The organism is Paenibacillus sp. Leaf72 (genome assembly GCF_001422685.1).
Taxonomy (GTDB): Bacteria; Bacillota; Bacilli; order Paenibacillales; family Paenibacillaceae; genus Pristimantibacillus.
Genome location: NZ_LMLV01000006.1, coordinates 63548 through 90048, shown reverse-complemented (window position 1 = coordinate 90048; position 26501 = coordinate 63548). Strand labels below are relative to the sequence as shown.

The following is a 26501-nucleotide window of genomic DNA, read 5'->3' as shown; positions in this document are numbered from 1 at the left end:
CTTTCATGCATGAAGGCGCTTGTGCTTACTGGACTTTTAACTTGGGAGGAATAGCAATTGAAAGTAATGGCGATTGTGCTTGCAGCAGGTCAAGGCAAGCGGATGAAATCCAAACGATATAAAGTGCTCCACCACGTATGCGGCAAGCCGATGGTAGGCCATGTGCTGGACACGGTGAAACAGGCAGCTAGCGAGCGGACGGTTGTCATCGTCGGCCATGGCGCGGAAACGGTTAAAGCTTATTTGGGTGAGCAGGCAGAATATGTGCTGCAGGAGCAGCAGCTCGGTACGGGCCATGCGGTACGCCAAGCTGAGGCGCTGATTGGCGCGGAAGACGGCAAGACGATCGTTATTTGCGGCGATACGCCGCTTGTGCGTGCAGAGACGATCCAGGCGATGCTGGCTTTGCAGCAGTCGAGCGGAGCGGCAGCAACGGTACTGACGGCTTCTTTCGCTGATCCGACTGGCTATGGCCGGATTATTCGCGGCGAGAGCGGCGAGGTAGAGAGAATCGTCGAGCAGAAGGACTGCACGCCAGAGGAAGCAGCGACGAAGGAAATCAACACGGGTACGTATGTGTTCGATAACCGCAAGCTGTTCGAGGCGCTTGCCAAGGTAACAAGCAATAATGCGCAAGGCGAATTTTATTTGACCGATGTCATTGGCATTTTCCGCCAAGCAGGCGAGTCCGTTCAAGGCTATTGCACAGAAGATACGGCGGAAGCGATTGGCATCAATGACCGCGTGGCGCTTGCCGAGGCGGAAGGCTTGATGCGCGCGCGCATTAACCGCAAGCATTTAATTGAAGGTGTTACGATTATAGATACAGCCTCGACTTATATAGAAGCAGATGTGCAAATCGGTGCAGATACAGTGATATACCCAGGAACGGTGCTGCGCGGCTCCACAGTCATTGGCGAGGATTGCATCATTGGGCCTAATGCGGATATTCAGGATTCGGTCATCGGAGACGGCGTCAGCGTAAAATATTCGGTAATCGCCGAATCCGAAGTCGGCAATAAAAGCTCGGTTGGGCCATATGCGAATTTGCGTCCCGGCTCCAAGCTGGGCGAAGACTGCAAAATCGGCGATTTTGTCGAGCTGAAAAATGCTACGCTTGGCGACGGCAGCAAGGTATCGCATTTGAGCTATGTAGGCGATGCGGTAGTCGGTAAAGACGTGAATATCGGCTGCGGCGCGATTACGGTTAATTACGACGGCTTCAATAAGTCGGTAACGGAAATCGGCGATGGCGCGTTTGTTGGCAGCAACGTCAATTTGATTGCTCCTGTGAAGATTGGCGACGGCGCTTTTGTCGTTGCTGGCTCGACGATTACAAAGGATGTGCCGGCAGGTGATCTGGCGGTTGCGCGTGCCCGTCAGGAGAATAAGGAAGGCTATGCCGAGAAGATTCGTACTCGTGCAAAAGCGAAGAAGGAAAAAAGCAAAAAGGGCTGATTTTTATAAAATTCCAGCGGCCTCAAAAAAGGCAGCGCCGTTTAAGTTTGTTTATTTTTTGGCTCATTAGGGTAAAGCTATATGGAATATCACTTTTCTAGGAGGTTTCCATGATGTCTAACTCGATGATTGCCGAAACAAGAACTGCTCTTACAAACGGTGAGCTGCGCTCCCTGAGACAGCGGGGCAAAGTGCCTGCCGTCGTATATGGCAAACAGCTGTCCCAATCCACATCTGTTTTGCTTGAAGAGAAAGAATTGCTGGCTTTGCTCCGTTCGCATCCAAAGGCCGTACTGGAACTGAATATTCCATCCCATGGCAAAAAGCCGGTTATGATAACGGATGTACAGCGTGATCCGGTATCGCGCCAAGTGCTCCATGTGGATTTTCATCAAATTAACATGAATGAAGAAGTGAAGACGCAGGTTCGTATCGACTTCCTCGGTGAAGCGAACGGGGTGAAGGAAGGCGGAATCCTGCAGGTGATGCTCCATGAGCTTGAGGTGCAGTGCTTGCCAGGCAGCATTCCGGATTCCATTGAGCTGAACGTGGCGGATTTGGAGATGGGCAGCAACCTGCTCGTCAGCGATATCGTGGTGCCAAGCGGTGTAGAAGTGAAGTCCGATCCCGAGCAGGTCGTTGTGACTGTGCTGGCTCCTCAGAAGGAAATTTCCGAGGAGGAAGCGGAGGAAGCGGCAGCCGAGTCGTTTGCTCACGAGATACGCTCCGAGGATGCGAAAGAGGTTGGCAGCAGCTCGTAGCTTGCAAGCACGTGGTTCTTAGCTAGTAGCTCGAAGGGCAAGCGTGACTGGCAGCTTCTGCTGGATCATTATATAGGTGTCAAAGAAACGTTTCCATACGATAAAAACGGCTCCATGCATTTGCATGGGGCCGCTTTTTGTTTGCCTGATATGTGAGTTTCCTTCAATCGTCAATGGATGGAAGCGCCTCTCGACGCTAACCTTCTAACCTTGCGAAGCCGGCCATGCTTAGGTGCTTTTTTCGAAAAAGGCTCCCGCCTTCAATTGGTCCACGAATTGCTGTAGCCAAGCGTAATATTGCACGGCATGCCGCAGCTTCTGCAAATCCTCCAGGCAGCGCATACGCTCCTCCTCGCTCGTCTTCATATCCAGAATCAGCTCGCTGAGCAGCGGAATAGTCGATTCGGCCGCTTCCGTCATGACATCCACTTCGTGCTGAAGCTTGGAGGTGAAAAAGTTTTGGAACGTTTTGAAAAAATCGGTCTCCGCCTGATACAGGTCCTGCCGCTCCCGCTTCTCCGGCAGCTTCATAATCATTTGCGACGACATTAACGAGCGCACCGCATAGCTCATATTGCTTTTGCTCATATTCATATGCGCCTTCATCTCGTCAAGTGTCATCGGTTTATCCTCGAAAAACATAATGCCATATAATTGTCCGAACGAATAATTCGCCCCGTATAAATTCATCGTTTGCGCGATTGCGTCAATCATCGTTTGGCGCAAGGCAAGCCGCTGCGTCTCCTGCTCCTCCGTATGGTCTGGCATAACCATCCTCCATTTCTCCCGTCTGCCTCTTGCCCATATTATAGCGAATTCTTAAAAATCCAGCTTTATATTTGTAACTTTACAATAAATTTAGCTGGTGATGACGATGCGTTAATAGTTCTGCGACATAATGAGTATACAATAAATTTTGAATTTATAGATTTTTATTTCGGTAAAACGGGTCATTTGGTCATTAATTAAATTTTTATTGAATGGAGAGTTTGAGTGTTGAAACGGACAGGATGGTTGAATGAGATAAAAGCAGTGCTGTTTACGCTGCCGGCGATGATTCCGATTACGGTGTTCTGGCTGGCACCGCTGGCCTATGTCTTTTATCTGAGCTTCGTGGAATGGGACTTTATGAGTCCGGACAAGCTGTTCGTCGGCTTGGACAATTATGTGTATTTGCTGCAAAATCCCGCCTTCTACCAGTCGCTGAAGGTGACGCTTCTATTCTGTCTTGGCAGCGTGCTGCCTATTATGGCAGGCGGGCTGGGGCTGGCGCTGCTGCTCGGTCGCTCGCTTAAGGGCTCCGCTCTGTACCGAACGCTCGTATTCGCGCCCTGGGTAACGCCAACGGTTGCCGTTTCCATTGTATGGTCTTGGATTTTAGAGCCTAAAGTGGGGCTTGGAAATACGATTTTAGGGGCAATTGGTCTTCCGGCCATTGGCTGGCTGCAAGATCCCAAATGGGCTTTGGTCGGGGTGCTGCTAGTGGGCATCTGGAAATCGGTCGGATGGGCGATGATCTTCTACATTGTAGCGCTGCGAAGCGTGCCAACAGATATGCTGGAGGCGGCGGGGCTCGATGGAGCGGGTGCGATTCAAAAATTTCTGCACGTAACGCTGCCGCTTATCTCGCCAACGACGTTCTTCCTGTTCGTTGTACAGACGATTGATGCGCTGCAAGCTTACGATTCCATTAATGTACTGACGCAAGGCGGTCCATCAGGCTCTACGCGTACGCTGCTGTATTTGTATTACCAATCGGCCTTCGAATCGTTCCAGGTTGGCGAAGCATCATCGATTTCCATCGTTATGATCGCAATCTGTGTTCTGTTGTCCGTGCTGTCCTTCTCGGTCAGCCGCAAAATGGTGCATTACAACTAGCTAAAAGGGAGGAATTTGGAGTTATGAAGGGTGTTTACCAGGCAGGGCTGGCACTGCGGCATATTAGCCTGCTGGCTATTGCGCTCGCGATGGCATTTCCATTCTATTGGATGATGACGAGCGCGCTGAAGACAAATGATGAGATTTGGCAGTTTCCGCCGACATTATGGCCGGAGCTGCCGCTATGGAGCAACTATGTGGAGGCGTGGCTGGCCGCGCCGTTCGGTCAATATATAGCCAACAGCGTAATCGTTGCGGGCGCCATCGTTCTTTTGCAAATTATAAATTCAGCTATGATGGCTTACGCCTTGACCCATATGAAATTTCGGTTGAAAGGTTTTTTGACCGGCATTATAATGCTCGGTTACATGATTCCCAGCACAGCGGTGTATTTGCCCAGCTATATGATTTTGTCCAAGCTTTATTTGCTGGATTCGTATGCGGGCCTGATTCTATCAAACGCGGTCAGCGTCTTCTCGATTTTTCTCATCAGGCAGGCGTTTCTGCAAGTGTCGCATGAGATGGTGGAGGCCGGGCAAATTGATGGCGCGTCGCACAGCCGGATTTTATGGACGATTATGATGCCGCTGACCCGCGCCTCGTTCGTAGTACTGGCACTTATCACGTTTATCTCGCAGTACAACAACTATTTTTGGCCGATGCTCATTACGAAAAATCCCGATCTCCAGCTCGTATCGGCGGGACTGCGCAGCTTCTTCGTGGAAGGGGGTGCTTACGGGCTGAAATGGCCGCTCATTATGGCGGCAAGCTCCTTCACGATTATCCCGCTCTTGCTGCTGTTTCTGTTCGCCCAGCGGACGATTATGCAGAGTGTTAACTTATCTTCAGGCATTAAGGGGTAGCTTTACGAAATCGACAATATAAATAGTGGAGGAATGGACGATGTTGAGAACAATGAAATGGGCGGGCACGATGTCGCTCACGCTTGCAATGGTGACGCTTAGCGCATGTGGACAGACGGCAGGCACGCAGACGGGTGGAGCGAGCAGCAGCAGTGCGCCTCAGCAATCGGCAGCAGCTTCGGAGGCGCCGAAAGCGCCGGTGCAGATCGAGTTTTGGTATGGCCTTGGCGGCAAGCTGGGCGAAAATGTGGAAGCACTCATTAAGAAATTCAATGAATCGCAAAGCGAAGTTATCGTTAAAGGCGTTGTCCAGGGGGATTACAGCGAAACGGAGCAAAAGCTTCAGGCCGCTATTGCCGCCAATCAGCCGCCGGCTGCGGTGCTGGCCTCCAATGTGGACTGGGCAGCTAAAGGGTATTTTGAACCGCTGGATGACTATATCGCGGCTGCTCCGGATTTTAAGAAAGAAGATTTTATCCAAACGTTTCTGGAGCAAGGACAAGTAGCAGGCAAGCAGTATTTTATGCCGATGTATGGGACGACTCAAGTGATGTATTACCGTCTGGACACGTTCGAGAAGGCGGGCATTAAGGCAGAGGACATCAAGACTTGGGAAGACCTGGCGAAGGCAGCGGAAACGATGGCTGTGAAGGATGGCGGCAAAACGACCTTTTTTGGCTGGGAGCCGATGTGGGGCTCGGGCAATATGATTGATGCGGCACTTAGCAAAGGCGGTAAAATTTTAAGCGATGATGGCAAAACAGTCGTATTCGATTCGCCGGAATGGATTGAGACATGGGATTTATTCCGCAAATGGCTGCATGAAGATAAAACGATGGCGATTCACTCCGGTGGACAAGGCTGGGAGTACTGGTACAAAACGATAGACGACGTCATGAAGGGCCAAGCAGCAGGCTACACGGGCTCCAGCGGCGACCAAGGCGACCTGGATTTCAACATCGTTGGCGCAATGCAGCAGCCCGGCTGGGAAGGGGTAGGGGAAGGCAAGCCAGTCGCACAGGCCATTATGGCGGGCGTTCCTGCCAAAGCGAAGGATGAGCAGAAGGAAGCGGCCTTTAAATGGTTGTCGTTCTTTACAAAAAGCGAGAATACAGCTGCCTGGTCGATGAACACAGGCTACATTGCCGTCCGTTTGTCCGCGCAGGATGATCCGGCTTTCAAGGCATTCAGCGAAACAAATCCGCAAATCAAAATTCCTTTGCAGCAAGCTTCGCACGGCTCGAAGCCATTCCTTGATCCGACGGGCGGCAAAATCAACGATGCACTGACTGTAGCGGCTGATCAGGTGCAAATCGAGAACATTTCGGCAGAGAAGGCGCTGAAGCAGGCGAAGGAAACCGCACAGCGTGAGCTGGATAAAGCGTTGAAGGGCAAATAAGGGATGGCAGAACATTCAGCTCATTCAGAAGCCCTACAAGCTCTACAAGCCCTACAAGATGGATTGGTGCAGGAAAAGTGGCGAAGCCAGAAGCAAGCTCAAGGGAAGCAGACTACCGTTGCTGGCCTTAAGGTTGACGGCGGCAAGCCGTGCGGCGTTGAAGCCATTCTTTTTGATAAAGATGGAACGATTATTGATTTTGTCTCGATGTGGGGGAATTGGAGCGAGCTGCTGGCGAGCCGTTATACAGCGCGACTCGCGGCTAAAGGCTTGCTGCTGCCGAAAGGGATATTCCCCTCCCTCTGGGGAACCAGCCTGGATGCGACGGGAAATGTATGCGCATATGACCGCAACGGGCCGCTCGCGATGGGGACGATGAATGACTTGTATGCCATTGCAGCCTTGCAAGGCTATAAGCTTGGCTTATCCTGGGGCGAGTCGATGCAGCTAGTCAGGGAAAGCAAGGAAGAAGCTGATGGGGAGCTGAAAAGGCGTAAATCAGCCATCCCGCTTGTGGGCGTTGTCCCTTTTATTGAGCAGTGCAAGAAAGCGGGGCTGAAGCTCGGCATCGTCACGGCAGATGATACCGAAGCGGCGCGCGAGCATTTGGAGTGGATGGGGCTGCTGCCCCATTTCTCCGTCATCGTAGGAGCGGATCTCGTACCGCGCAGCAAGCCGTATCCCGATATGCTGGAGCTGGCTTGCCAGGAGCTTGGCGTTGCCCCATCGTCGATCGCTATTATTGGCGATACCGATGGCGATATGCGAATGGGGCAGGCGGCGGGAGCGGCACTTTGTATTGGCATAGCGAATCAGGCCGCGAGCGTGCTTCCCTCGGCGGATGTCATTATTGCTTCCTATTCGCAGCTTGCTGTGGAGGAAGCTCATACTGAAGGGTGAGTAAACATTGGGTTATCTATGGCTGGCACTGGCGATTGTGCTGGAATTGTCAGGAACAATATCTATGAAACTTTCGGCGAGCTTTACGCGTGTGGTTCCGTCGATTGCTATGTTTATTTTTTATGGAAGCAGCTTTACGTGCCTGAACTTCGCCCTGCGTTATATGCATGTAAGCGTTGCGTATGCGGTATGGTCAGGCATAGGCATTACGCTCATTACAGGAGCGGGATATATCTGGTTCGGCGAGCGAATCCCGCTTTCAGCTCTGCTATGGGTCGGAGTCATCGTTATCGGGGTAGTTGGGCTGAACATGAGCATTAGCGCGCATGGCGCAGCCGTTAGAGGGAATTAACGGAGTTAGAGCAAACAGCAAAAACAGCAAAAACAGCAAAAACAGCAAAAACAGCAAAAACAGCAAAAACAGCAAAAACAGCAAAAACAGCAAAAACAGCAAAAACAGCATAGGCGGCAACATCAGCAAAAGGAGTTTTGACCATGAAGAAGGTTAGTTTGTGGTGTGAAAAAGAGACGGCGCCCAGCTTCAGCGAGCCGCTGATGTTTTTTCAAGTCATTACGGATACGCATGTTACGGTTGACCCGAGCCATGTGCATAATCAGCATTTTGAGCGGGCGCTGCTGGATATTCAACAACTGGCGGCTGCTTCGGGCAGCGCTGGCATTATGCATGCCGGAGATATTACGGATCATGGAGATGAAGCGGAATATGCGCAGTTTTCAGCGATTGTCGAGCGTGTTAAGCAGCAGGGCGAGCTTCCACCTATGCTGTATACAATCGGCAACCATGACACTTGGAAGGATTGGGAGCAAGGGCAGGAGCTCGGCAGCTTCAAGCATTTTACAGGGATGACTGCTGTTTATTATGACCGCTGGATAGGCGGCAGCCATTTTATTTTTCTAGGTTCTGAGCTTCAGACGGCTAAAAATGCGGAGCTGTCCAGCACGCAGCTGGCGTGGCTTGCAGAGAAGCTGGAGGAGCACCGCGGGGATTCGCGTCCCGTGTTCCTATTTCTTCATCAGCCGCTGAAAAATACAGTTGCCGGCTCGCTGGAGGAGCAGGAGTGGTACGGCGTGAATCAGGACGAAGAGCTGCGCGCGGTGCTGGCCAGCTGGCCGCAGGTGATATTATTCACCGGGCACACCCACTGGGAACTGGGTGCGCCGCATACGGTGTTTGATGGGCAAGGCGAGATCGCGACCATGTTCAACGCAGCGTCCGTCGCCTATTTGTGGACGGATGAGGATGCGCATAAGGCCGGCAGCCAGGGCTATTATATAGAAGTATACGAGCAGGGCGTGCGTGTCCGGGGCCGTGATTTTGTGGCGCGCCAGTGGATGGAAGCCCAGGACTATTTTGTGCATAACGGTCATGCGGGTGAAAAAGGAAGCTAGCTCTGCCATTTTTCGTCTTCAATATTGTTCCAAACGATTGCGCCTGTTTTATTGATGTAGGCTTTCATAGCGGGCGTCTTCGTTTTAGCATTTTCGCGGAGCTCGACGACAGCCAGCTCTCCCCGAAACGGCTCGGCATAGCTATATGCAGCCGTAGGTTTGATCGCATAAGCACCTTGTGGATTGATATAGCCAAAGGATGAGCCTGCTTGAACAGGGGCTAGTCCGTTTGAGAAAGGGCCGCTAGAACTCACGTTCATGGTTGCTCTTTTTCCTTGTTTATCGACGAAAAAGGATTTGCCATTGCGTTCCACGTAGGCAAGGCCCTCTGAGAAAGGCTGAACAGCGGTGTAATTGGGCTCAAACAGAAACTCGCCGCTCTTGTTAATAAAACCGTAGGTGTCTCCAGAAGACACGCGTGCAGCGCCGTCTGTAAACGAATCGGCATAGTAGAAGCGCGCAGGAATAACGACCTTTCCGGTTTTATCAATAAATCCGTATTTGATGGTCACGCCATCCTTGCTTTTTTTCAAATATCCGACTACGGCCATGCCATCTGAAAAGTTAGTCGCACTACTGAACTGATAAGGGATGACGAGCTTGCCCTCTGTATTAATGTAGCCGCTGCCTTTGCCCATCGTCACGATGGCGAGCCCTTCGGAAAATTCACGGGCTTTATGAAAAATAGGCTCGGTCACCTTTTCCCCCTTGGCATTCAAATAACCATACCTTTTCTGCAGCTTTCCATCTGCTCCCTCAACTTTCTCTGTGTAGATGACCCGCTCGTTCTGCATAATGCCAACGCAGCGCGTCTGAGGGCATTCAAACAGCTTCGTTCCTTCAGCCGAAAAATAGATGATCGTCTTCTGTTTATTGTCAGTAACTTGGACTGGTTCATTCGGCTTTAAGGAGAAGGAGCGTGAACCGCCGTCGTATACGGGCTTAATGACGATTTTCCCGCTTTGATTAATGTAGCCGTATTTGCCATCCTTCTTGATCAAATACAAATAATTGCGGGCTTCAGCCGCTGGTTTCGTCTCCTTTTGCGAGACTGTGTCATCCGCACTGCTGGCAGAAACCGTGCCTGTAATCAGGCTGGTGATGATGGCAAACATCCATAATGCACGAAATAATCGCATAGGCGTATTTCCTCTCTTATAGCTAGTAGGGTTGAATATGGAATGATTATTTTCCATGTTTTATGGACGTTGTTGGGGAGGATTAGGTTGCAGTAGTAGCGTGATATGATCTAGTTTATGAAAGGTTTGTTCATCGAAATGGAATTAAATAGGCTTAAGCAATCAACCTTTGAAACGCCTGATGGCCCGCTGGGATGATCCCGCTGGCGGTCAGGCTTTTTTCACGTGGAACATTTTTCGTAAAAGAGGGGCGCAGCATTATCGATAATTTCGGTCATCTGCTGCAATATATTGCCCGCAATGAAGGAAAATAAGGTAAAATGGAGAACATAACAATCGATAAGGATCGAGACAGCAAGGAGTGAAAGACCGCTATGAAATGGATTGTGGGACTCGGCAACCCTGGATCGCAATATCAGGGTACGAGGCACAACGTTGGATTTATGGTTATTGATGAGCTTGCACGGCGTTGGGGCATCCAAGTGACGCAAAGCAAATGCAAGGCGCTGATTGGCGAGGGCAATGTGAATGGAACGAAGGTTGTGCTGATCAAGCCGATGACGTATATGAATTTATCAGGAGAATCGGTGCGTTCGTTCATCGATTATTTTAAGTCCGATGTGACCGAAGGGCTCGTCGTTTACGATGATCTCGATACGGAGGTGGGGCGTATCCGTCTTCGATTCCAAGGCGGGCCAGGCGGGCATAACGGTATTAAATCGCTGATTGCGCATTTGGGCACACAGACATTTGACCGGATTCGCATGGGGATTACACGTCCGCAGCCCGGCGGCAACATTGCCGACTATGTGCTGTCCAATTTTCCAAAAAGCGAGCAGGAGCAGTTGAAAACGATGATTGATCAAGCATGCGATGCGGCGGAGTTCTCGCTGAAAGCGTCGTTCGAGGAAACGATGGCGAAGTTTAATCGCTAGCTTGGGGAAAAATGCGTAAAATAGGGTAAAGCCGGGCATACTGAAGGGTATAACGATTCTTCAGGAGGCATACATATGGCTGTAAACTATATTTGCAAACACTGCCGTACGCCTATAGGGACGATTGCAGGCGGGGACGGAATTACCGAGCAGCAGCTGGGGTTCGATTTCTTGACCCTTGAAGAGCGCAGCGATATAATTACGTATGACCAGCACGGAGACGTGACGGTTAAGGTAATTTGCGATTATTGCCGGGAAGCGCTGGAGGCGAATCCTGAGCTGAACTTGATCGCGAGCCCGTTGCAGTAGCTTGAAGGTGGCTTGGAAGTGGTTGGAACAGGTTTAGCTCACAAGTATAGTAAGGCCTTGGCGGCTGGCTGAGGCTTCTTTTCGATGATAGCGATTCATACATGCAAAGCGCTGAGCTCACCTTTTTAGGTGGGCGGTTTTGCTTGAAATTAATTTAAGAGTTTATAAGTGGTCTGTTTATAGAAATGGGGTGCCGAGACGATTGAAAGCGTTAATACAGGCTTTTGCGGCTGATCCGGATGTGCAGTCCATAATAGCCGGAATCCGTTCAGGAATGCGCGAGCAGATGGTATCAGGGCTTGCTGGCTCATCCAGACAAGTGCTGATGGCCGCAGTGAAAGAAGAGATTGACCGTCCGATGCTAGTCGTGACACATAATATGTTTTCAGCGCAGAAAATCGCAGAGGATCTTCAGGAATGCTTCTCTTCGGATACTGTGCTGCTCTATCCCGCCAATGAGCTTGTAGCTGCCGAATCGGCGATCTCGAGTCCTGAGACGCTGGCACAGCGAATGGACGTGCTGATCAAGCTGTCCGAAGGCTTCCGCGGGATTGTTGTCGTCCCCTTTTCCGGTGTGCGGCGCTATTTGCCTGTACGCGGCGTTATGGCAGAAGCGAAAATTACGATTAGTGTAGGCGATGTTCTGCCGATAGACAGCTTCCTAAGAAAAATGACGGGACTTGGCTATGTTCGCGTAGATCGCGTTGAATCCCGTGGTGAAATGAGCGTTCGTGGGGGGATCGTCGATTTTTACCCGCTGACTGAAGCTTCCGCTTTCCGGATTGAATGGTTCGGCGATGATGTCGATTCCATTCGGACGTTTGATGCGGCTGACCAGCGGTCGCAGGATAACATCCAGACGTATACGGTTCCGCCTTGCCAGGAAATTGTCGCGAGCGCAGAGCGCTTTGCATCAGCAGCTAGCCATGCGGCAGCCTTGCTGGAGCAGCAGCTTGGCAAAATGTCCGACCGTACGGCGAAGGAGCGCCTTCGTTCGGAAATCGGCAGCGAGCTGGAGAAGCTGCGCGAGCATATGTATTTCACCGATATATATAAATATATTTCCTTGCTGTATCCGGAACGCCAGACCATTATGGACTACATGCCGGAAGATACGCTGCTCGTTATGGATGAGCCTACCCGCTTGATCGAGACGGCGAAGCAGCTGGAGCGCGATGAGGCAGAATGGGCAACTCATTTGCTGCAAAATGGCAAGTCGCTGCCAGGTTTTGAGCTTGCGTGCAAGTCGGAGGAAGTTTTGTATGGTAAGCGGTTTCCTACGTTGTTCTTATCGCTGTTTTTAAGGCAAATTCCGCATTCGCAGCCGCAAAATATTCTCAATATGACGAGCCGGGCGATGCAAAATTTCCACGGACAAATGAATGTGCTCAAGGCGGAGATGGACCGATGGCGCAAAATTGGGGCCAACGTGCTCATGCTGGCCGGCAATGCAGAGCGCATGGAGCGCATGCGCCGCGTGCTGTTCGATTATAATATTGAGCCGCCTACGCTGCTGGAAGGCAACCTGCAGTCTGGCTTTGAGCTGCCCTCTTCGCATCTGGTCGTCATCACAGAAGGAGAAATGTTCTCCCAGAAGCAGCGCAAGGCGCGCCGTATCGACAAGAAGATAGACAATGCTGAACGAATCAAAAGCTACACCGAGCTGAAGGTTGGCGACTATGTCGTGCATCAGAACCACGGCATCGGCAAATATGTCGGCATCGGCACGCTGGAAATCGCGGGCATTCATAAAGACTATTTGCACATCGTATATGCAGGCGGGGATAAGCTGTCTGTTCCGATTGAACAAGTCGATATGATCCAGAAATACGTCGGCAATGAGGAAAAAGAGCCGAAGATCAATAAGCTGGGCGGCAGCGAATGGACGCGGGCGAAAAGCAAGGTGCAATCTTCGGTTAAGGATATTGCCGATGACTTGATCAAGCTGTATGCGCAGCGCCAATCTGCGCCGGGCTTTGCCTTTGGACAGGATACCGCTTACCAGAACGAGTTTGAGGAAATGTTCCCTTACGATGAGACGCGGGATCAGCTGCGGGCCATTGAGGAAATCAAGCGTGATATGGAGAAGCCGATGCCAATGGATCGTTTGCTTTGCGGCGATGTTGGCTATGGCAAGACGGAGGTTGCTGTACGGGCAGCGTTTAAGGCGGCAATTGAAGGCAAGCAGGTTGCCATTCTCGTGCCGACTACCATTCTTGCGCAGCAGCACTATGAGACGTTCCGCGAGCGCTTCTCCGGTTATCCATTCAATATTCAAGTGCTCAGCCGCTTCCGCTCGCGCAAGGAGCAAAATGATACGATGAAGGGCCTCAAAGCCGGAACGGTCGATGTCGTCATTGGCACGCACAGGCTACTGTCGCAGGACATTGTGTTCAAGGATCTGGGTTTGCTGATTGTCGATGAAGAGCAGCGGTTCGGCGTATCGCACAAAGAGAAGCTCAAGAAGCTGAAAAATAACGTCGATGTGCTGACGCTGACGGCAACGCCGATTCCGCGCACGCTGCATATGTCGATGCTGGGCGTTCGCGATTTATCGGTTATCGAGACGCCGCCGGAAAACCGTTTCCCGGTTCAGACCTATGTGGTCGAATATAACACTGCTCTTGTGAGAGAGTCGATTGAGCGTGAATTGGCCCGTGGCGGCCAAGTCTACTACTTGTACAATCGCGTTCAGGGAATCTACCAGATGGCGGAGCTGATTTCGGAGCTCGTACCGGATGCGAAGGTAGCGGTCGGGCATGGGCAAATGTCAGAGCAGGAGCTGGAGAAGACGATACTCGACTTCCTCGACGGCGAATCCGATGTGCTGGTCAGCACAAGCATTATTGAGACGGGCGTTGATATTCCGAACGTCAATACGCTCATTGTCCATGATTCGGATAAAATGGGCCTGTCGCAGCTTTATCAGCTGCGGGGACGGGTTGGCCGCTCCAATCGGATCGCTTATGCCTATTTCACCTACCAGCGAGATAAAGTGCTGACGGAAGTGGCAGAGAAACGTCTGCAATCCATTAAAGAGTTTACGGAGCTAGGCTCCGGCTTCAAAATCGCGATGCGCGACCTTGCCATTCGCGGTGCCGGCAACCTGCTGGGTGCAGAGCAGCATGGCTTTATTGCGTCGGTCGGCTTTGACTTGTACTCGCAAATGCTTGCCGATGAGATTGGCAAGCGCAAGGCGGAGCTCGATGGCGCCCCTGTGCAGGAAAGCAGAGTCGTCAGCACGCTCATTGATGTCAGTGTAGATGCCTACCTGCCATCCGACTATATTTATGACAGCATTCAGAAGATTGAGATTTACAAGAAGGTGGCTTCCGTACGCTCCTTCGAAGAGGCGGATGATCTGACCGAGGAAATCATCGACCGTTTCGGCAACCTGCCGCAGGCGGTAGATAATTTGATGACGGTGGCCAAATTGAAGGTGTTTGGCGCGATGTATGGCATTGAGCAGATTAGTCAGCGCAACGATGAACTCGTCGTTCGATTTGCCTCCGCCGAGAAGAAGCGGATCGATAGAAAGCAGGTCGACAAGCTGTGCCTGCATTTTGAAAATCGCTTCCACCAAGGCAGCTCGCTGGAGGATAATCCGGTAGTTACCCTTCGAGGCAAGGGACTCGATATGGATCAGCGTCTGCTGCTGCTTGAGCAGTTTTTGAAGCGTTATGCGGATGCCCGCATTGTGAAGGAGGAGCTGCAGGACACAGCTCCTTGATTTACTGTAAATTCGCAATAGGGTCCACATATCTGTTACAATACAATCAACTTTATGATTTGAGAGGAGATTTCTTAATGTTGCACAACACACGCAAATCGGCATGGCGCAGATTGGCTCTGCTTGTAGTCGCGGCAGTGCTGGTCATGACGGTACTGGCGGCTTGCGGCTCGAAGAAAGAAGAAGGAAACGGTACCTCGTTCAGCGGTACAAGCGAAGGAGCGACTGTTGCTACTTATAAGGACAATGGCAAAGTAACAGAGGCTGAATTCAACAAGTATTTGGCGGTATTTAATTTCTTGCAGCCAGGGTATGAGTCCGTAACGGCTCTGCCGCAGTTCCAGGAGCAATTGCTGCAGCAGTACATTGCTTACAAAATCTTGGCGGCTCAAGCAAGCGAAGAAACGGTGAAACAGGCTACTACAGATACGGACAAGCAGTATGCGGATTTTGAAGCGGCACTGGAGCAGCAAGCTGAATTGAAAACGCAGCTGAAAGCGAAGAATATTACGAACAGCGATGTAAAAACCTACATGAAGCTGATGCTGGTTGTCGTGGATCACATGAAATCCAAAGTGACTGACGAAGAAATGAAGAAAGAATTGGAAACTAATCTTGCAAAATATACGACGGTAACCATTCGTCATATCTTAGCGGCAACAAGCGAGACAGATCCGGAAACGAAGGAAACGAAGGAGTTGCGCACGAAAGAAGAAGCGCTGAAAATCGCAAAAGAAGTAAAAGCGAAGCTGGATGAAGGCGGCGACTGGGCTGCTCTCGCTAAGGTCTATTCGGACGACTCGGGCTCCAAAGAAGTTGGTGGTCAAATTGAGAATGCAAAGCCAAGCGACTGGGTTGAAAACTTCAAAAATGCAGCTATGACGCAAAAAATCGGCGTAATTGGCGAGCCAGTAGAAACTGAATATGGCTATCATGTCATTTTGGTTGAGAAACGCGATGAGCTGACGTATGACAAGCTTGATGATACGACGAAAGAAGCAGTAGAGAGCGCTGTAGCTTACAGCCACATGAGCACTTTCATGAGCGAAGATATGAAAAATCAAGAAGTGAAAATTACACTGCCTGAGCAATCTCCTGCCCCAGGTGCAGAGCAATCCCCGGCAGCAAGCGATGATGCGAAAGCAACTGATGATGCTGCGGCATCGCAAGCGCCAGCTGCATCGGCTTCGCCTAGCGCGTCGGTAGAACCGTCCGCATCGCCTGCGGCGAAGTAATAAACGCCTATCGCGCATGCATGCGATAAGCTTTAAGGATACGCAAAAATCCCCATGTCCAGCTAAAGAGCTGACGGCATGGGGATTTTTGCTGTGCCTGCTTGGCGCACGCGTTTAGCCATGCGAGAAGCGCTGGCGATATTGGCGCGGCGAGAGCCCCTCATAACGCGAGAAGCAGGAGGTGAAATAGGCAGGCTGATTGAAGCCGACCTCCTCGGCAATGCGGGCGACTGCAAGGTCCGTTTGAAGCAGAAGCAGCTTGGCCTGCTCCAAGCGGAAGCGCATTAAATAATCGAAGGGCGCGCAGCCGAACTCTTTTTGCATGCATCTGGCAATGTAGACAGAATGAAAGTTAACGGCCTCGCTTAGCTCCTGTGCGGTTATGTTATCACGGTAGTGCTCACGCAAATACGAGGCGGCTTGCTCGGCGCAATACGCGGAGGGAGAAGGTCCAGTTACCTCCAAGGAGGCGGAAAGCTGCTCCATAATTTCCTGGAAAGCGAGCTGCTGCTTCCACTTGACCCCGGGAATATGATCATTCGTATTCAACTGCACAAGCTGCCGCAGCAGGCTGTCCATGCGGGAAGGCTGGAGCAGTTTTGCAAATTGCGGGAGTTGTTTTGTAAAGGTTGGCATCGTGTAATAGTTATTGTTTTGTATACGCTCAAGGCTGCCGCCGCCAGCCTGCTGATCGGCGAGCCTTTCTGAAACGCTCCATGCTCCGGTCGTCTGGAAATGAATCCAGTAGTAAGCTGTAGTTTCTTGGCATGCCATTGTCGCATAATGGTAAGCATCGGGCCGCAAAATGAGCGCATGACCAGCATGCACCTCATATTCCCGCTCCTCTTCACCGATATAAAGGCAGCCTTTCGTCACGACGAGCAGGTCGAACACGCCAATATTTCTTCTGCTCGGGTGTCTGCGTCCTGCCGGGGCGATGGAGAGGCCGCCTATAATGTAATGGGGAAGCGGGGGAATCGTCAAATGAATCATCGTCATGTGGCCGTGCTTCCTCCTTGCTGTGAAGTTTGTATCTTAATAGTTTCGGTTTTGAAAATGATACATCATGCTCAGTATAGCATCTATAATTTGAGATGACGAATGATACAAGAGCAGCGGAAGAGCGAGCAAGGCTGGCTCCAGAGGGAGATAGGAAAATGGCAGTAACGAACAAAAAATTTTCGCTGTGGCTGCTGGCATGGCCGATTTTTATTGAATTATTTTTACAATTTTTGCTAGGTGCGGCAGATACGCTGATGGTAAGCCGGATTTCCGATCAGGCGGTTGCCGTTGTCGGCTTCTCCAATCAGCTGTTTCAGGCGCTCACGACGCTGTTTATTACAGTGGCGAGTGGAGCCGGCATTCTCATTGCCCAAAAGCTGGGCTCTCGCAAAAGCGAGGAAGCACGGACGATTGCGATAATGGCAGTCAGTGTGAGCGGCATAATTGGGATTGGGCTAAGCATCGTACTGTATACGATGCCGGGGCAAATTGCTTCGCTGCTCAAGCTGCCAGAGCATTTAATGCCGCTTGCTGAAACTTATATTTCCATCGTAGGCGGGGGCATGATGCTCATTTCCTTGATGGCGGCGCTTAGTACGGCGATTCGCAACACCGGCAATACAAAGGGACCGATGTATACAGCCATTGGCATGAACATTGTACATGTGGTTCTCAACTATGCGTTTATTTTTGGCGCGTTCGGCTTCCCGGAGTGGGGGCTGAAAGGGGTAGCGATATCGACGGTCATCTGTCGTCTGCTCGCCGTCACGGTGCTGTTTGTTATGTTCATGCATGCCTTTGAACATACGATTCGGATTCGCGATCTTGCAAAATTCAGCCGCAAGCTGTTTGGCGATGTGCTGAGAATCGGTTGGCCGCTTGGCATCAATATGTCCTGCTGGGTGTTTACGCAGCTGCTTATTTATACTTTTTTGGCGATGCTCGGCACGAATGAGCTGGCAGCTCGAACGTATTTAAATACACTGGAATCGTTTTGCTTTATGCTGGGCTATTCCATTGCTTTGGCAGTGCAAATTCAAATTGCTCATTTGTATGGAGCGGGAAGAATTAAAGAAGCTTATGGCATAGCGTATCGCGCCATGTGGATCGGGCTTGCCATCGTTACGGTCAATGCCACGCTTATCTTCTTATTCGGCAAGCAGCTGCTCGGTTTATTTACGCAAAATCATGAAATAATAGCGCTCGGCGTCTCTCTGCTAGGACTTAACCTAATCTTGCAGCCAGGCAAAATGGTCAATATGGCGATGGGAAATGCGCTAAACGCAGTCGGTGACACAAGGTTTACGATGTGGAGCTCGCTAATCTCCATGTGGCTAATTGCAACGGGGCTGGCCTACTGGGTCGGCATCGAGATGGGCTGGGGTCTGCTCGGCATTTATGCCTGCATGATTTTGGATGAGTACATTCGGGGCACACTTGCTCTGCTGCGCTGGCGGGGTAGGAAATTTCTGCTCAAAGCTGAGCGGCAGCATGAACTGGAGCATAAGGCTGCACAAGGTTTAGCAGCGGGTTCGGGTGCACTTGCTAAGTAATGACGGGCTCAGAGCTTTGAAGTGCCGTTCAAGATTAAGCGATGATAAATACAGACGCAACAAAAGGAAATCGTAACAATAAACAATAGATAGAGCAGCTATGCGCTAAGCGTATAGCTGCTTTTTTGTGCTTGAGAACAAGAGCAGCGAATGATCAAGGGGCATAGCGCTACGCAAAAGCAAGTTGGAAGTCTAATTTCATGTTAGATAAAATAACTTTAATATAAAGGGGAGAGTGAGGCGATGCGCAAATGAGGCGCTGGAATCATCTTTAGACTGAATAATTATGTCATAAAAACAAGTTTTTTGTCGAATGAAATAGAATCAGAAAAAGTTGTGTTAGATATATTGACATGAGATAAATTGCCAATCTATAATGAACCTGCGAACGTTGCCTCTGAACGAACGATCCATACATAATTTCTCTTAACGTTCGGTTTTTAGATAGCTCTTATACAAATAATGCTTAACTTAGGGGAGTGGAGAAATGAAAAACAGAAATGTAATTCAAGCGGGAATGATCTTATTGCTTATTAGCCTTGTAGTGTCGGCATGCGGGGGGAATAAAGAGACAGCCTCAACCACACCTTCGGAAACCGCGGGGGGAAGTAGTGGAACTGCGGCGGCAGAAGGCATTAAAGTAGGGATTCTGCACTCGCTCAGCGGTACGATGGCGATTAGTGAAGTGTCCGTAAGAGATGCAGAGCTGATGGCCATTGAAGAAATTAATGCAGCAGGCGGCGTACTGGGCCAGCAAATTATTCCGGTCGTTGAAGATGGAGCATCGGATTGGCCGACCTTTGCCGAGAAAGCACGCAAGCTGATTTCCGAAGATAAGGTGGCGACGGTGTTCGGGGGTTGGACCTCCTCGAGCCGCAAGGCGATGAAGCCGGTATTTGAAGAATTGAATGGACTGCTCTGGTATCCGGTGCAATATGAGGGGCTGGAGGCATCGCCGAACATTTTCTACACGGGAGCGACGACGAACCAGCAGATTGTGCCAGCTGTTGACTGGCTCCTCGAAAATCGCGGCAAAAAAATGTATCTGCTCGGATCAGATTATGTATTTCCACGCACGGCTAATCTGATTATTAAAGAACAGCTCAAGGCTAAGGGCGGAGAACTGGTTGGTGAGGAATACACGCCGCTAGGACATACGGATTACAGCACCATTATTAGCAAAATCAAAGAAGCAAAGCCGGACATCGTATTTAACACGCTGAACGGCGATAGCAACGTCGCTTTCTTCAAGCAGCTGAAGGATGCAGGCATTTCCGCAAAGGATTTGACGACATTGTCGGTATCGGTAGCGGAGGAGGAAATCCGCGGCATCGGTGTTGATGTGCTGGAAGGGCATTTAGCGGCATGGAACTACTATCAGACGACGGATACCCCGGCCAATACGGCTTTTGTAGCGAATTATAAGAAGAAATTTGGCGAGGATCGAGTGACGGCTGACCCGATTGAAGCTGGATACACAGCAGTGTACTTATGGAAAGCAGCCGTAGAGAAGGCGGGTTCTACTGATGTTGCCAAAGTAAAGGAGGCTGCGAAGGAGCTGGAGTGGGATGCGCCAGAAGGCAAGGTGCGCATTGACGGCGAGACGCAGCATATTTACAAAACCGTAAGGATTGGCGAGGTTCAAGCAGACGGACAGTTTAAAGAGCTGTGGAATTCCGGTGAAGCCGTGAAGCCAGACCCCTATTTGAAAAGCTATGAATGGGCTGCAAGCATACAGCCATCTGAGTAGGAAATTTAGGCTCGGCTCATGCTTTCGGAACGCCCCTTGGGCTTGAAATGCCTATAACAGCAGCGGGATAATGGCGATGGCGCAAGCCATCGCAGGAGGTGAAGAGCGGAATGGACGTATTTATTTTGCAGCTGTTCAATGGCATTAGTGTAAGCTCGATTTTGCTGCTTATCGCACTGGGGCTGGCCATTACGTTCGGCTTAATGAAGGTCATTAATATGGCCCACGGCGAGCTGATTATGATTGGCGCTTATTCCACCTATTTGACGCAAAATCTGTTTCACGCCTATATGCCGGGCTCCTGGTTCAACTGGTATTTTGTTTTATCAATTCCGGCGAGCTTCCTGATTGCATTCTTGTTTGGCCTTTTGCTGGAAGTCAGCCTGATTCGCCATCTGTATGGCAGGCCGCTTGACAGCTTGCTGGCAACCTGGGGCGTAGGCCTTGTACTTCAGCAGCTAGCACGGTCCATATTTGGCGCTCCCAATGTGGCGGTGACCAGCCCTTCATGGCTGAATGGCGGCATGCGCATATTGAACGATGTCGTGCTTCCTTACAAAAGGCTGTTCATTGTCGGCTTGGTCGCGGCCTGTCTGATCGCCATGTACTTCTATATTTACCGCAGCCTTGAAGGGCGACGCATGCGTGCCGTTATGCAAAATCGCGATATGGCGGCGTGCCTTGGCGTATCGACCCGCCGCGTAGATGCAATGACCTTCGCGATTGGCTCAGGTATCGCAGGAATTGCGGGCTGTGCCTTAACGCTGATGGGGCCAATCGGCCCTTCTCTGGGCACCTATTATATTGTTGATGCGTTCATGGTCGTCGTGCTTGGCGGTGTCGGCAAGCTGGTTGGTACGGTGCTTGGCGCACTCGGGATCGGCGTATTTAATACAATGTTTGAATATTGGACGAATGCTTCGCTCGGCAAGGTGCTGGTGTTCCTATGCATAGTGGCGTTCCTGCAATGGCGTCCTTCCGGATTTGTGGCAATGCGTACACGCTCGCTTGATTAATAGGGAAAGGGGTGACGGGTGAAAATGGAACAGCGAAGGTTATCACCCCAGCGATTGTGGATTTTGGCAGGTTATGCGGCTGCGGCCGCGGCGTTGTTCTCGGCGCCGATGTTTTTAAGTGATTTCCGCCTCAATCTGCTCGCAAAATTTCTTGCTTTTGCTATTGTGGCGCTAGGACTGGACTTGATTTGGGGCTATACAGGCATTCTCAGCCTCGGCCATGGCATCTTTTTTGGAATTGGCGCGTATGCGATGGCGATGTACTTGAAGCTGGAGGCGAGCGGCGGTAAGCTGCCGGATTTCATGGGCTGGAGCGGGCTTAAGGAGCTGCCGCTGTTCTGGCAGCCGTTCAGCAGCTTTGGCTTTGCGGTAGCGATGGGCATAATAATGCCCGCGCTCCTGGCGCTATTTCTCGGCTTTTTCACCTTCCGCAATCGAATTCGTGGCGTTTATTTCACGATTTTGACGCAGGCGTTGGTTATTATTACGACGACGCTGCTCGTCGGGCAGCAGGCTTTTACGGGCGGGACGAATGGCGTGACGGGGTTTGGAAAAATATTGGGCGCTTCGCTCGCCTCCCCTGATACGAAGCGGATTTTATATTTTGTTACGGTGCTGGTGCTGATTGCTGTTTTTGTAGCTTGCCGCTACGTTGTCGGCAGCCGCTTCGGCAAGGTGCTTCGCGCCATTCGCGACGGGGAAAACCGCGTGCGCTTCATCGGTTATAATCCTGCGATGTACCAAATGGCTATTTTCACTTTATCTGCCGCATTTGCGGGTATCGCGGGCATGTTGTTTGTGCTCCATGTTGGCATTATTTCGCCTTCCATGATGGGCATCGTGCCCTCCATTGAAATGGTGCTGTGGGTGGCCATTGGCGGGCGCGGCACTTTAATTGGGGCGGCGCTGGGCGCTGTATTGCTCAATTGGGCAAAAAGCGAATTCAGCACCTCTTACCCCGAAGGCTGGACTTATTTTCTCGGTGCGATGTTTGTCATCGTTGTTGTATTCCTGCCGAATGGCTTAACGGGACTGCTTGGCAAAATCAAGCTCGGCAAAAAGCGGAGGGTGACGAAAAATGAGCCAACCATTGAGTATCCTGCAGTGTAATGATGTGACGGTAGAATTTGACGGATTTAAAGCCATTCAGGGCATGAGTCTTACCTTGGCAAAAGGAGAGCTGCGCTTCCTAATCGGTCCGAACGGCGCGGGAAAAACGACGATGCTCGATGTGATCTGCGGCAAGGTGCGGCCATCAAAGGGGCAGGTCACATTCAATGGCGATATCGACATTACGCGAAAAAAAGAGCATCAAATTGCGGAGCTGGGCATCGGCCGCAAGTTTCAGGCCCCATCTATTTTCCCCTCCATGACGGTGCTGGAAAATTTGGAGATCGCGCTGCGCCAGCGGCGCGGGGTGTTCGCTACTCTGTTTGCAAGGCTTCAGGCTGGAGAACAGAAACGGATGAAGCGGCAGCTGGAGATGATCGGGCTGGCAGATCAAGAAGATAGCCGTGCTGGCGGGCTGTCGCATGGCGAGAAGCAGTGGCTGGAAATCGGCATGATGCTGCTGCAGGAGCCGGATATTTTGCTGCTCGACGAGCCGGTGGCCGGCATGACCGATAAGGAGACGGATAAGACGGGGGAGCTGCTTCAGGAAATTGCGCGTGAACGTTCCATCGTTGTCGTTGAGCATGATATGGAATTTGTGCGCAGCTTTGCAAGCAAGGTGACCGTTATGCACGAGGGCAAGCTGCTCAAGGAAGGCACGATGGAGGATGTGCAGCGGGATGACCGGGTAGCGGAGGTGTACTTGGGAAAAAGGCGGGATGCAGATGTTAGCCGTTCAACAGCTTGAGGCGGGTTATGGAGAAAGCATTATTTTGCGCGATGTATCGTTAAAGGTGGAGGCAGGCGAGGTTGTGTGCCTGCTCGGGCGTAACGGTGTCGGCAAAACGACGTTAATGAAAAGCATTATGGGGCTGTTGAAAGCACGCCATGGAACAGTAGCTTACAACGGCGTAGATCTGACGAAGCGCGCACCGGGCAGAAGGGCGAAGAGCGGCATGGGATATGTGCCGCAGGGCAGAGAGATTTTCGGGCAGCTCACCGTATACGAAAATATTCTTATTGGCTTGGAGGCTGCGCCGCGGGAGAAGCGAGGGCGCGGACAAGCGAATATGATCCCGCCCGATGCCATTGCGAAATTTCCGGTGCTGCCGGAAATGTATGCGCGGCGCGGCGGTGATCTCAGCGGCGGGCAGCAGCAGCAGCTCGCTTTCGCCAGAGCGCTCGCATCGCAGCCGTCGCTGCTGCTGCTTGATGAGCCTTGCGAGGGGATTCAGCCCTCCATCGTGGATGATATCCGCGAGGTCATTCGTTCCATTAAGGCGGATGGCCAGACGGCGATTTTGCTCGTTGAACAAAGCCTCGACTTTGTAAAAAGCGTGGGCGATTATTTTTATATATTAGAAAAGGGCGCTATCGCATGGGAAGGAACACTCGCGCAGCTGAGCGACGACGTAATCAAAAAGTATTTGACGGTTTAATGCCCCGATTCATCCCTTACCTCGGTTCTGGCATCCCCGCTTCAAAGCAGATAACAAGAGAAAAATGAAAGTCTTACTCTAGGCAGGAGCCTTTAGAAGAGTAAGGCTTTCTTTTTGCGATAATAACTCCATAGCATAACAATAAATAAGGGAATGGCAAACACGTTGGTGAATTGGGCAAGCGGCATTTCGAAAATGGGGGAGAGAGATTTGCTGAATATATTTGCAAGTAATAAGATAATGGCTCCGATTATAGCTGAGCCTGGAATAATAATGCTGTAATTATTTCCACACCATTTACTTAGTAAGACTGATGATGCAAATCCTACACATGCTACGGGACCAACAAACCATACGGCAATGCCAGTCATAATGGTAATGATTACAGTGGACAGGATGTGAACAATAACTCCAGCGCTTCTCTCATTATTATAGTGTTTGGAAATAAGGCTGGACATCAAGGTGGCGGCAATTAGGGCAGCAATAATTACAAAAGCCAGAGTATATGACTCTCCTTTGAAAATGCCATGCCCCCGAATGGAAGAGATAGTGGCTTCCTCGCTAAATCGGTTAAGCATATAAAGCAGCGCCAAGATAAAGTGAGCGGCTGTTCCAATGAAGGCGCCAGCCAAAATAAGCTGGATGGAGGACGTAGAAATTTTTAGTAAACGAACAACGGCGTATAGAAGGATGTAGCCTAGTATACAACCTACCATAGTGGTTGCTACTGTAAGAGTAGAAACGCTAATTGAATTTTGCATACTAGTTATGCTAGACCAAGTAACGAGTAAGGAGAGGCTTGCCATTTCTGTCAGTCCAAAAGTTGTGGGTGCAGCCAGACGATTGCGTGTCAGCCCTTGAAGCATAGCTGCGGAACAGGCCAGTGCTGCTCCTGCTAATGCAATGGCTATGGTATTAGGGAGCCGCAATGTCGTCAATACCACGTACGCATCGGCCTCCCAATATTTTACAAGAATAGCTTGTTTAAAGTCATTAAGTGTAAACCCCATGGGCCCCGTAGACAAAGACCAAGCAAAACAAGCAATCACCAGAATAGGCCCTAAAATAAACAAGGCAGAGACAAACAGCGGGTTCGCTTTCGTACGTGTAGTCATGAATCGTTAGTCCTTCCTGAAAAAATCTATTTTCCTTTATATCGGAAATATAGCAGGGAAATTTTAACCGGACTGTTCATCACCTTAGTATGGCGACCGCTGGCAAATCTATTTTTCAATTAAGAAACGGCGATTGTGGCCTTTAAAAATGTTTCTATATTATCTATAGAATAATTCACATATTTATTATCCTGTGTGAGCCGGCTGACCATAATGCCTCCTTCTAGGGAGGAGAAGATAAAGGAGGCGGTTGATTCTAAATCGCAATCCGCCCGAAATTCGCCTCTGGCTATGCCTAGCTTCAAAATCTCCTGTAACATGGCAAGCGAGCCTTCAAAAGCGGCAATCGTATGTCCGCGAAGAGCAGGAAAAGCGTGATCGCTTTCGACTGCACTAATAATAAACGGGCAGCCGCCCTTTATTGGAGTATTGTTGACTGTATCACTGTAAATATGGCAAAGCGCCATGATTTTGCCGAGTGCTGTTTCTGCACTTCCCACGGCCTTCTCGAAATGCTCTTGCAGCACTTCTCCCGCATAGGCAAAAGCTTCAAGAGCAATTTCATCCTTGCTGCTAAAGCTCCGATAGATACCGCCTTTCGTTACGCCAGTTGCCTCAATAATATCCTGGATCGACGATCCCGTAATTCCCTTTTGATTAAAAAGCTCCGCCGATTTTATAATAATATGACGGCGTGTTTTTTCTCCTTTACGCATGGGCGGTCAATCTCCTCTCTATAGTTACAGCTCTCGTTTCATGGTTGTCTAAGTATTGTAACATTTTGCAGATGAAACAAAGAAGCGAATGAGCTACAATAAAAATACCGAACGGTTCGGTTTTTAAGAGGAGGAGAAATAGCTTATGAAGTCTCTATCAAGCAGGTCCTTATATTCCTTAATGGTTGCCGCAGCAGTGATTTACATCGGTTACGTCGTTTATCAAAATTTCTTCTATGACCCACAGGCGACCGCCTTCTTGGAGCATAAAACGAAACGCCCGACCAATGCGGCCGCCTGGCTGATTGTCATGTATGTGCATATTGTGTTCGCAAGCCTTGCGATGGTATCCGGGGCAGTCAATTTTTCAGGAAAAGTATTAGCCCGCTTTAGAAAGCTTCACCGTGTCAATGGCTATGTGTATTTGATTGCCGTTCTTGTTGTCGTCCTTAGCTCAGGCTATATGGCCCCTTATACGACAGGCGGGAAAATCAACAGCATTCCCTTCAATATAATCAATATGGCATGGACAGCGATGACAATTGCGGCAATTGTTCAAATTAGAAAGAAGCAGGTGGTCAAGCATCGCAAATGGATGGTAAGAAGCTATGTTTTTTGCTTTACAAACATGTTCATTCATAGCCTTACATTTGTATCGCAGCAAGGGTTTGGCTTGGATTACGTCACCAGCTACACGATCGGCGTCTATGGATCTATTGTCTTGAACCTTCTAATTGCAGAGTTGGTTATTCAATTTATTTATAGACGTAGGCCTGCCTAATG

Annotated in this window: 25 protein-coding genes; 19 read left to right on the top strand and 6 right to left on the bottom strand. The window is 50.4% G+C overall.

All coding sequences use genetic code 11. The features are described 5' to 3' along the window. Positions 1-57 precede the first annotated feature (57 nt). Both glmU and ASF12_RS12710 read left to right on the top strand, forming a co-directional pair. Positions 58-1458, top strand: coding sequence for a bifunctional UDP-N-acetylglucosamine diphosphorylase/glucosamine-1-phosphate N-acetyltransferase GlmU (glmU, locus tag ASF12_RS12715; protein WP_056034926.1), 1401 nt, complete (start codon positions 58-60; stop codon positions 1456-1458). A gap of 110 nt (positions 1459-1568) precedes the next feature. Then, on the top strand, positions 1569-2219 hold the full coding sequence (locus ASF12_RS12710; RefSeq protein ID WP_327204917.1) for a 50S ribosomal protein L25: 651 nt from the start codon (positions 1569-1571) through the stop codon (positions 2217-2219). Between the two features lie 228 nt (positions 2220-2447). Here the strand turns inward: ASF12_RS12710 and ASF12_RS12705 are convergent, their stop codons facing one another. Continuing rightward, the gene (locus ASF12_RS12705) at positions 2448-2987 is read right to left on the bottom strand and encodes a GbsR/MarR family transcriptional regulator (protein ID WP_056034994.1); all 540 of its coding nucleotides are present in this window, start codon (positions 2985-2987) and stop codon (positions 2448-2450) included. A gap of 285 nt (positions 2988-3272) precedes the next feature. Between ASF12_RS12705 and ASF12_RS12700 the strand changes: the two genes are divergently transcribed. The 5 genes from ASF12_RS12700 to ASF12_RS12680 are packed head-to-tail and all read left to right on the top strand — an operon-like array spanning position 3273 to position 7611. Continuing rightward, positions 3273-4097 (top strand): carbohydrate ABC transporter permease, encoded by an 825-nt coding sequence (locus ASF12_RS12700; RefSeq protein ID WP_056034991.1) that lies wholly within the window; start codon positions 3273-3275, stop codon positions 4095-4097. Between the two features lie 23 nt (positions 4098-4120). Continuing rightward, positions 4121-4960: a carbohydrate ABC transporter permease gene (locus tag ASF12_RS12695; RefSeq protein WP_056034919.1), complete on the top strand. Its 840-nt coding sequence runs from the start codon at positions 4121-4123 to the stop codon at positions 4958-4960. Between the two features lie 40 nt (positions 4961-5000). Further along, positions 5001-6359, top strand: a complete 1359-nt coding sequence (locus ASF12_RS12690; protein ID WP_056034916.1) for an ABC transporter substrate-binding protein — start codon at positions 5001-5003, stop codon at positions 6357-6359. 3 nt (positions 6360-6362) lie between these two features. Further along, entirely contained in the window at positions 6363-7259 is an 897-nt protein-coding gene (locus ASF12_RS12685; protein WP_081418784.1) for an HAD family hydrolase, read from the top strand. Positions 7260-7266: 7 nt separating this feature from the next. After that, positions 7267-7611: a DMT family transporter gene (locus ASF12_RS12680; RefSeq protein WP_046234480.1), complete on the top strand. Its 345-nt coding sequence runs from the start codon at positions 7267-7269 to the stop codon at positions 7609-7611. Here ASF12_RS12680 and ASF12_RS34480 read toward each other — a convergent pair. Continuing rightward, positions 7598-7756 (bottom strand): hypothetical protein, encoded by a 159-nt coding sequence (locus ASF12_RS34480; protein ID WP_155973135.1) that lies wholly within the window; start codon positions 7754-7756, stop codon positions 7598-7600. The genes ASF12_RS12680 and ASF12_RS34480 overlap by 14 nt on opposite strands. Between ASF12_RS34480 and ASF12_RS12670 the strand changes: the two genes are divergently transcribed. Further along, positions 7755-8669, top strand: coding sequence for a metallophosphoesterase family protein (locus ASF12_RS12670; RefSeq protein WP_056034909.1), 915 nt, complete (start codon positions 7755-7757; stop codon positions 8667-8669). The two genes, ASF12_RS34480 and ASF12_RS12670, sit on opposite strands and share 2 nt — an antisense overlap. On the opposite strand, the gene ASF12_RS12665 is transcribed toward ASF12_RS12670, so the two are convergent. Beyond that, positions 8666-9808 (bottom strand): WG repeat-containing protein, encoded by a 1143-nt coding sequence (locus ASF12_RS12665; RefSeq protein WP_056034906.1) that lies wholly within the window; start codon positions 9806-9808, stop codon positions 8666-8668. The genes ASF12_RS12670 and ASF12_RS12665 overlap by 4 nt on opposite strands. 374 nt (positions 9809-10182) lie before the next feature. Between ASF12_RS12665 and pth the strand changes: the two genes are divergently transcribed. The 4 genes from pth (at position 10183) to ASF12_RS12645 (ending at position 16017) form a co-directional block, all read left to right on the top strand. Next, the gene (pth, locus tag ASF12_RS12660; RefSeq protein ID WP_056034903.1) at positions 10183-10743 is read left to right on the top strand and encodes an aminoacyl-tRNA hydrolase; all 561 of its coding nucleotides are present in this window, start codon (positions 10183-10185) and stop codon (positions 10741-10743) included. 75 nt (positions 10744-10818) lie between these two features. Beyond that, a complete protein-coding gene (locus tag ASF12_RS12655) occupies positions 10819-11052 on the top strand; it encodes an anti-sigma-F factor Fin family protein (RefSeq protein WP_056034901.1) in 234 nt (77 codons plus the stop codon). A gap of 202 nt (positions 11053-11254) precedes the next feature. Then, positions 11255-14782 (top strand): transcription-repair coupling factor, encoded by a 3528-nt coding sequence (gene mfd / locus ASF12_RS12650; protein ID WP_056034897.1) that lies wholly within the window; start codon positions 11255-11257, stop codon positions 14780-14782. 77 nt (positions 14783-14859) lie between these two features. Beyond that, on the top strand, positions 14860-16017 hold the full coding sequence (locus ASF12_RS12645) for a peptidylprolyl isomerase (RefSeq protein WP_056034894.1): 1158 nt from the start codon (positions 14860-14862) through the stop codon (positions 16015-16017). 114 nt (positions 16018-16131) lie between these two features. Here ASF12_RS12645 and ASF12_RS12640 read toward each other — a convergent pair whose 3' ends face one another. Then, positions 16132-17016, bottom strand: a complete 885-nt coding sequence (locus tag ASF12_RS12640; RefSeq protein WP_056034891.1) for an AraC family transcriptional regulator — start codon at positions 17014-17016, stop codon at positions 16132-16134. A gap of 158 nt (positions 17017-17174) precedes the next feature. Between ASF12_RS12640 and ASF12_RS12635 the strand changes: the two genes are divergently transcribed. The 6 genes from ASF12_RS12635 to urtE all read left to right on the top strand — a co-directional run bounded on the left by ASF12_RS12635 (position 17175) and on the right by urtE (position 23887). Then, complete coding sequence (locus ASF12_RS12635; RefSeq protein WP_056034888.1) at positions 17175-18572, top strand: MATE family efflux transporter; 1398 nt, start codon at positions 17175-17177, stop codon at positions 18570-18572. 487 nt (positions 18573-19059) lie between these two features. After that, entirely contained in the window at positions 19060-20322 is a 1263-nt protein-coding gene (urtA, locus tag ASF12_RS12630; protein ID WP_056034886.1) for an urea ABC transporter substrate-binding protein, read from the top strand. A 110-nt stretch (positions 20323-20432) separates the two neighbouring features. Then, positions 20433-21338 (top strand): urea ABC transporter permease subunit UrtB, encoded by a 906-nt coding sequence (gene urtB, locus ASF12_RS12625; protein WP_056034884.1) that lies wholly within the window; start codon positions 20433-20435, stop codon positions 21336-21338. A gap of 24 nt (positions 21339-21362) precedes the next feature. Beyond that, complete coding sequence (gene urtC / locus ASF12_RS12620) at positions 21363-22448, top strand: urea ABC transporter permease subunit UrtC (protein WP_056034881.1); 1086 nt, start codon at positions 21363-21365, stop codon at positions 22446-22448. Beyond that, entirely contained in the window at positions 22417-23196 is a 780-nt protein-coding gene (urtD, locus tag ASF12_RS12615) for an urea ABC transporter ATP-binding protein UrtD (protein ID WP_056034878.1), read from the top strand. Before urtC ends, urtD begins: the two co-directional genes overlap by 32 nt. Further along, a complete protein-coding gene (urtE, locus tag ASF12_RS12610) occupies positions 23174-23887 on the top strand; it encodes an urea ABC transporter ATP-binding subunit UrtE (protein WP_056034875.1) in 714 nt (237 codons plus the stop codon). The genes urtD and urtE overlap by 23 nt, the downstream gene beginning before the upstream one ends. A 92-nt stretch (positions 23888-23979) precedes the next feature. On the opposite strand, the gene ASF12_RS12605 is transcribed toward urtE, so the two are convergent. Beyond that, positions 23980-25002 (bottom strand): iron chelate uptake ABC transporter family permease subunit, encoded by a 1023-nt coding sequence (locus tag ASF12_RS12605; RefSeq protein ID WP_056034873.1) that lies wholly within the window; start codon positions 25000-25002, stop codon positions 23980-23982. A 119-nt stretch (positions 25003-25121) separates the two neighbouring features. Continuing rightward, complete coding sequence (locus tag ASF12_RS12600) at positions 25122-25718, bottom strand: TetR/AcrR family transcriptional regulator (RefSeq protein ID WP_056034870.1); 597 nt, start codon at positions 25716-25718, stop codon at positions 25122-25124. A gap of 145 nt (positions 25719-25863) precedes the next feature. On the opposite strand from ASF12_RS12600, the gene ASF12_RS12595 reads away from it, so the two are divergent. Beyond that, a complete protein-coding gene (locus ASF12_RS12595) occupies positions 25864-26499 on the top strand; it encodes a DUF2306 domain-containing protein (RefSeq protein ID WP_056034867.1) in 636 nt (211 codons plus the stop codon). The last annotated feature ends 2 nt before the right edge of the window (positions 26500-26501 follow it).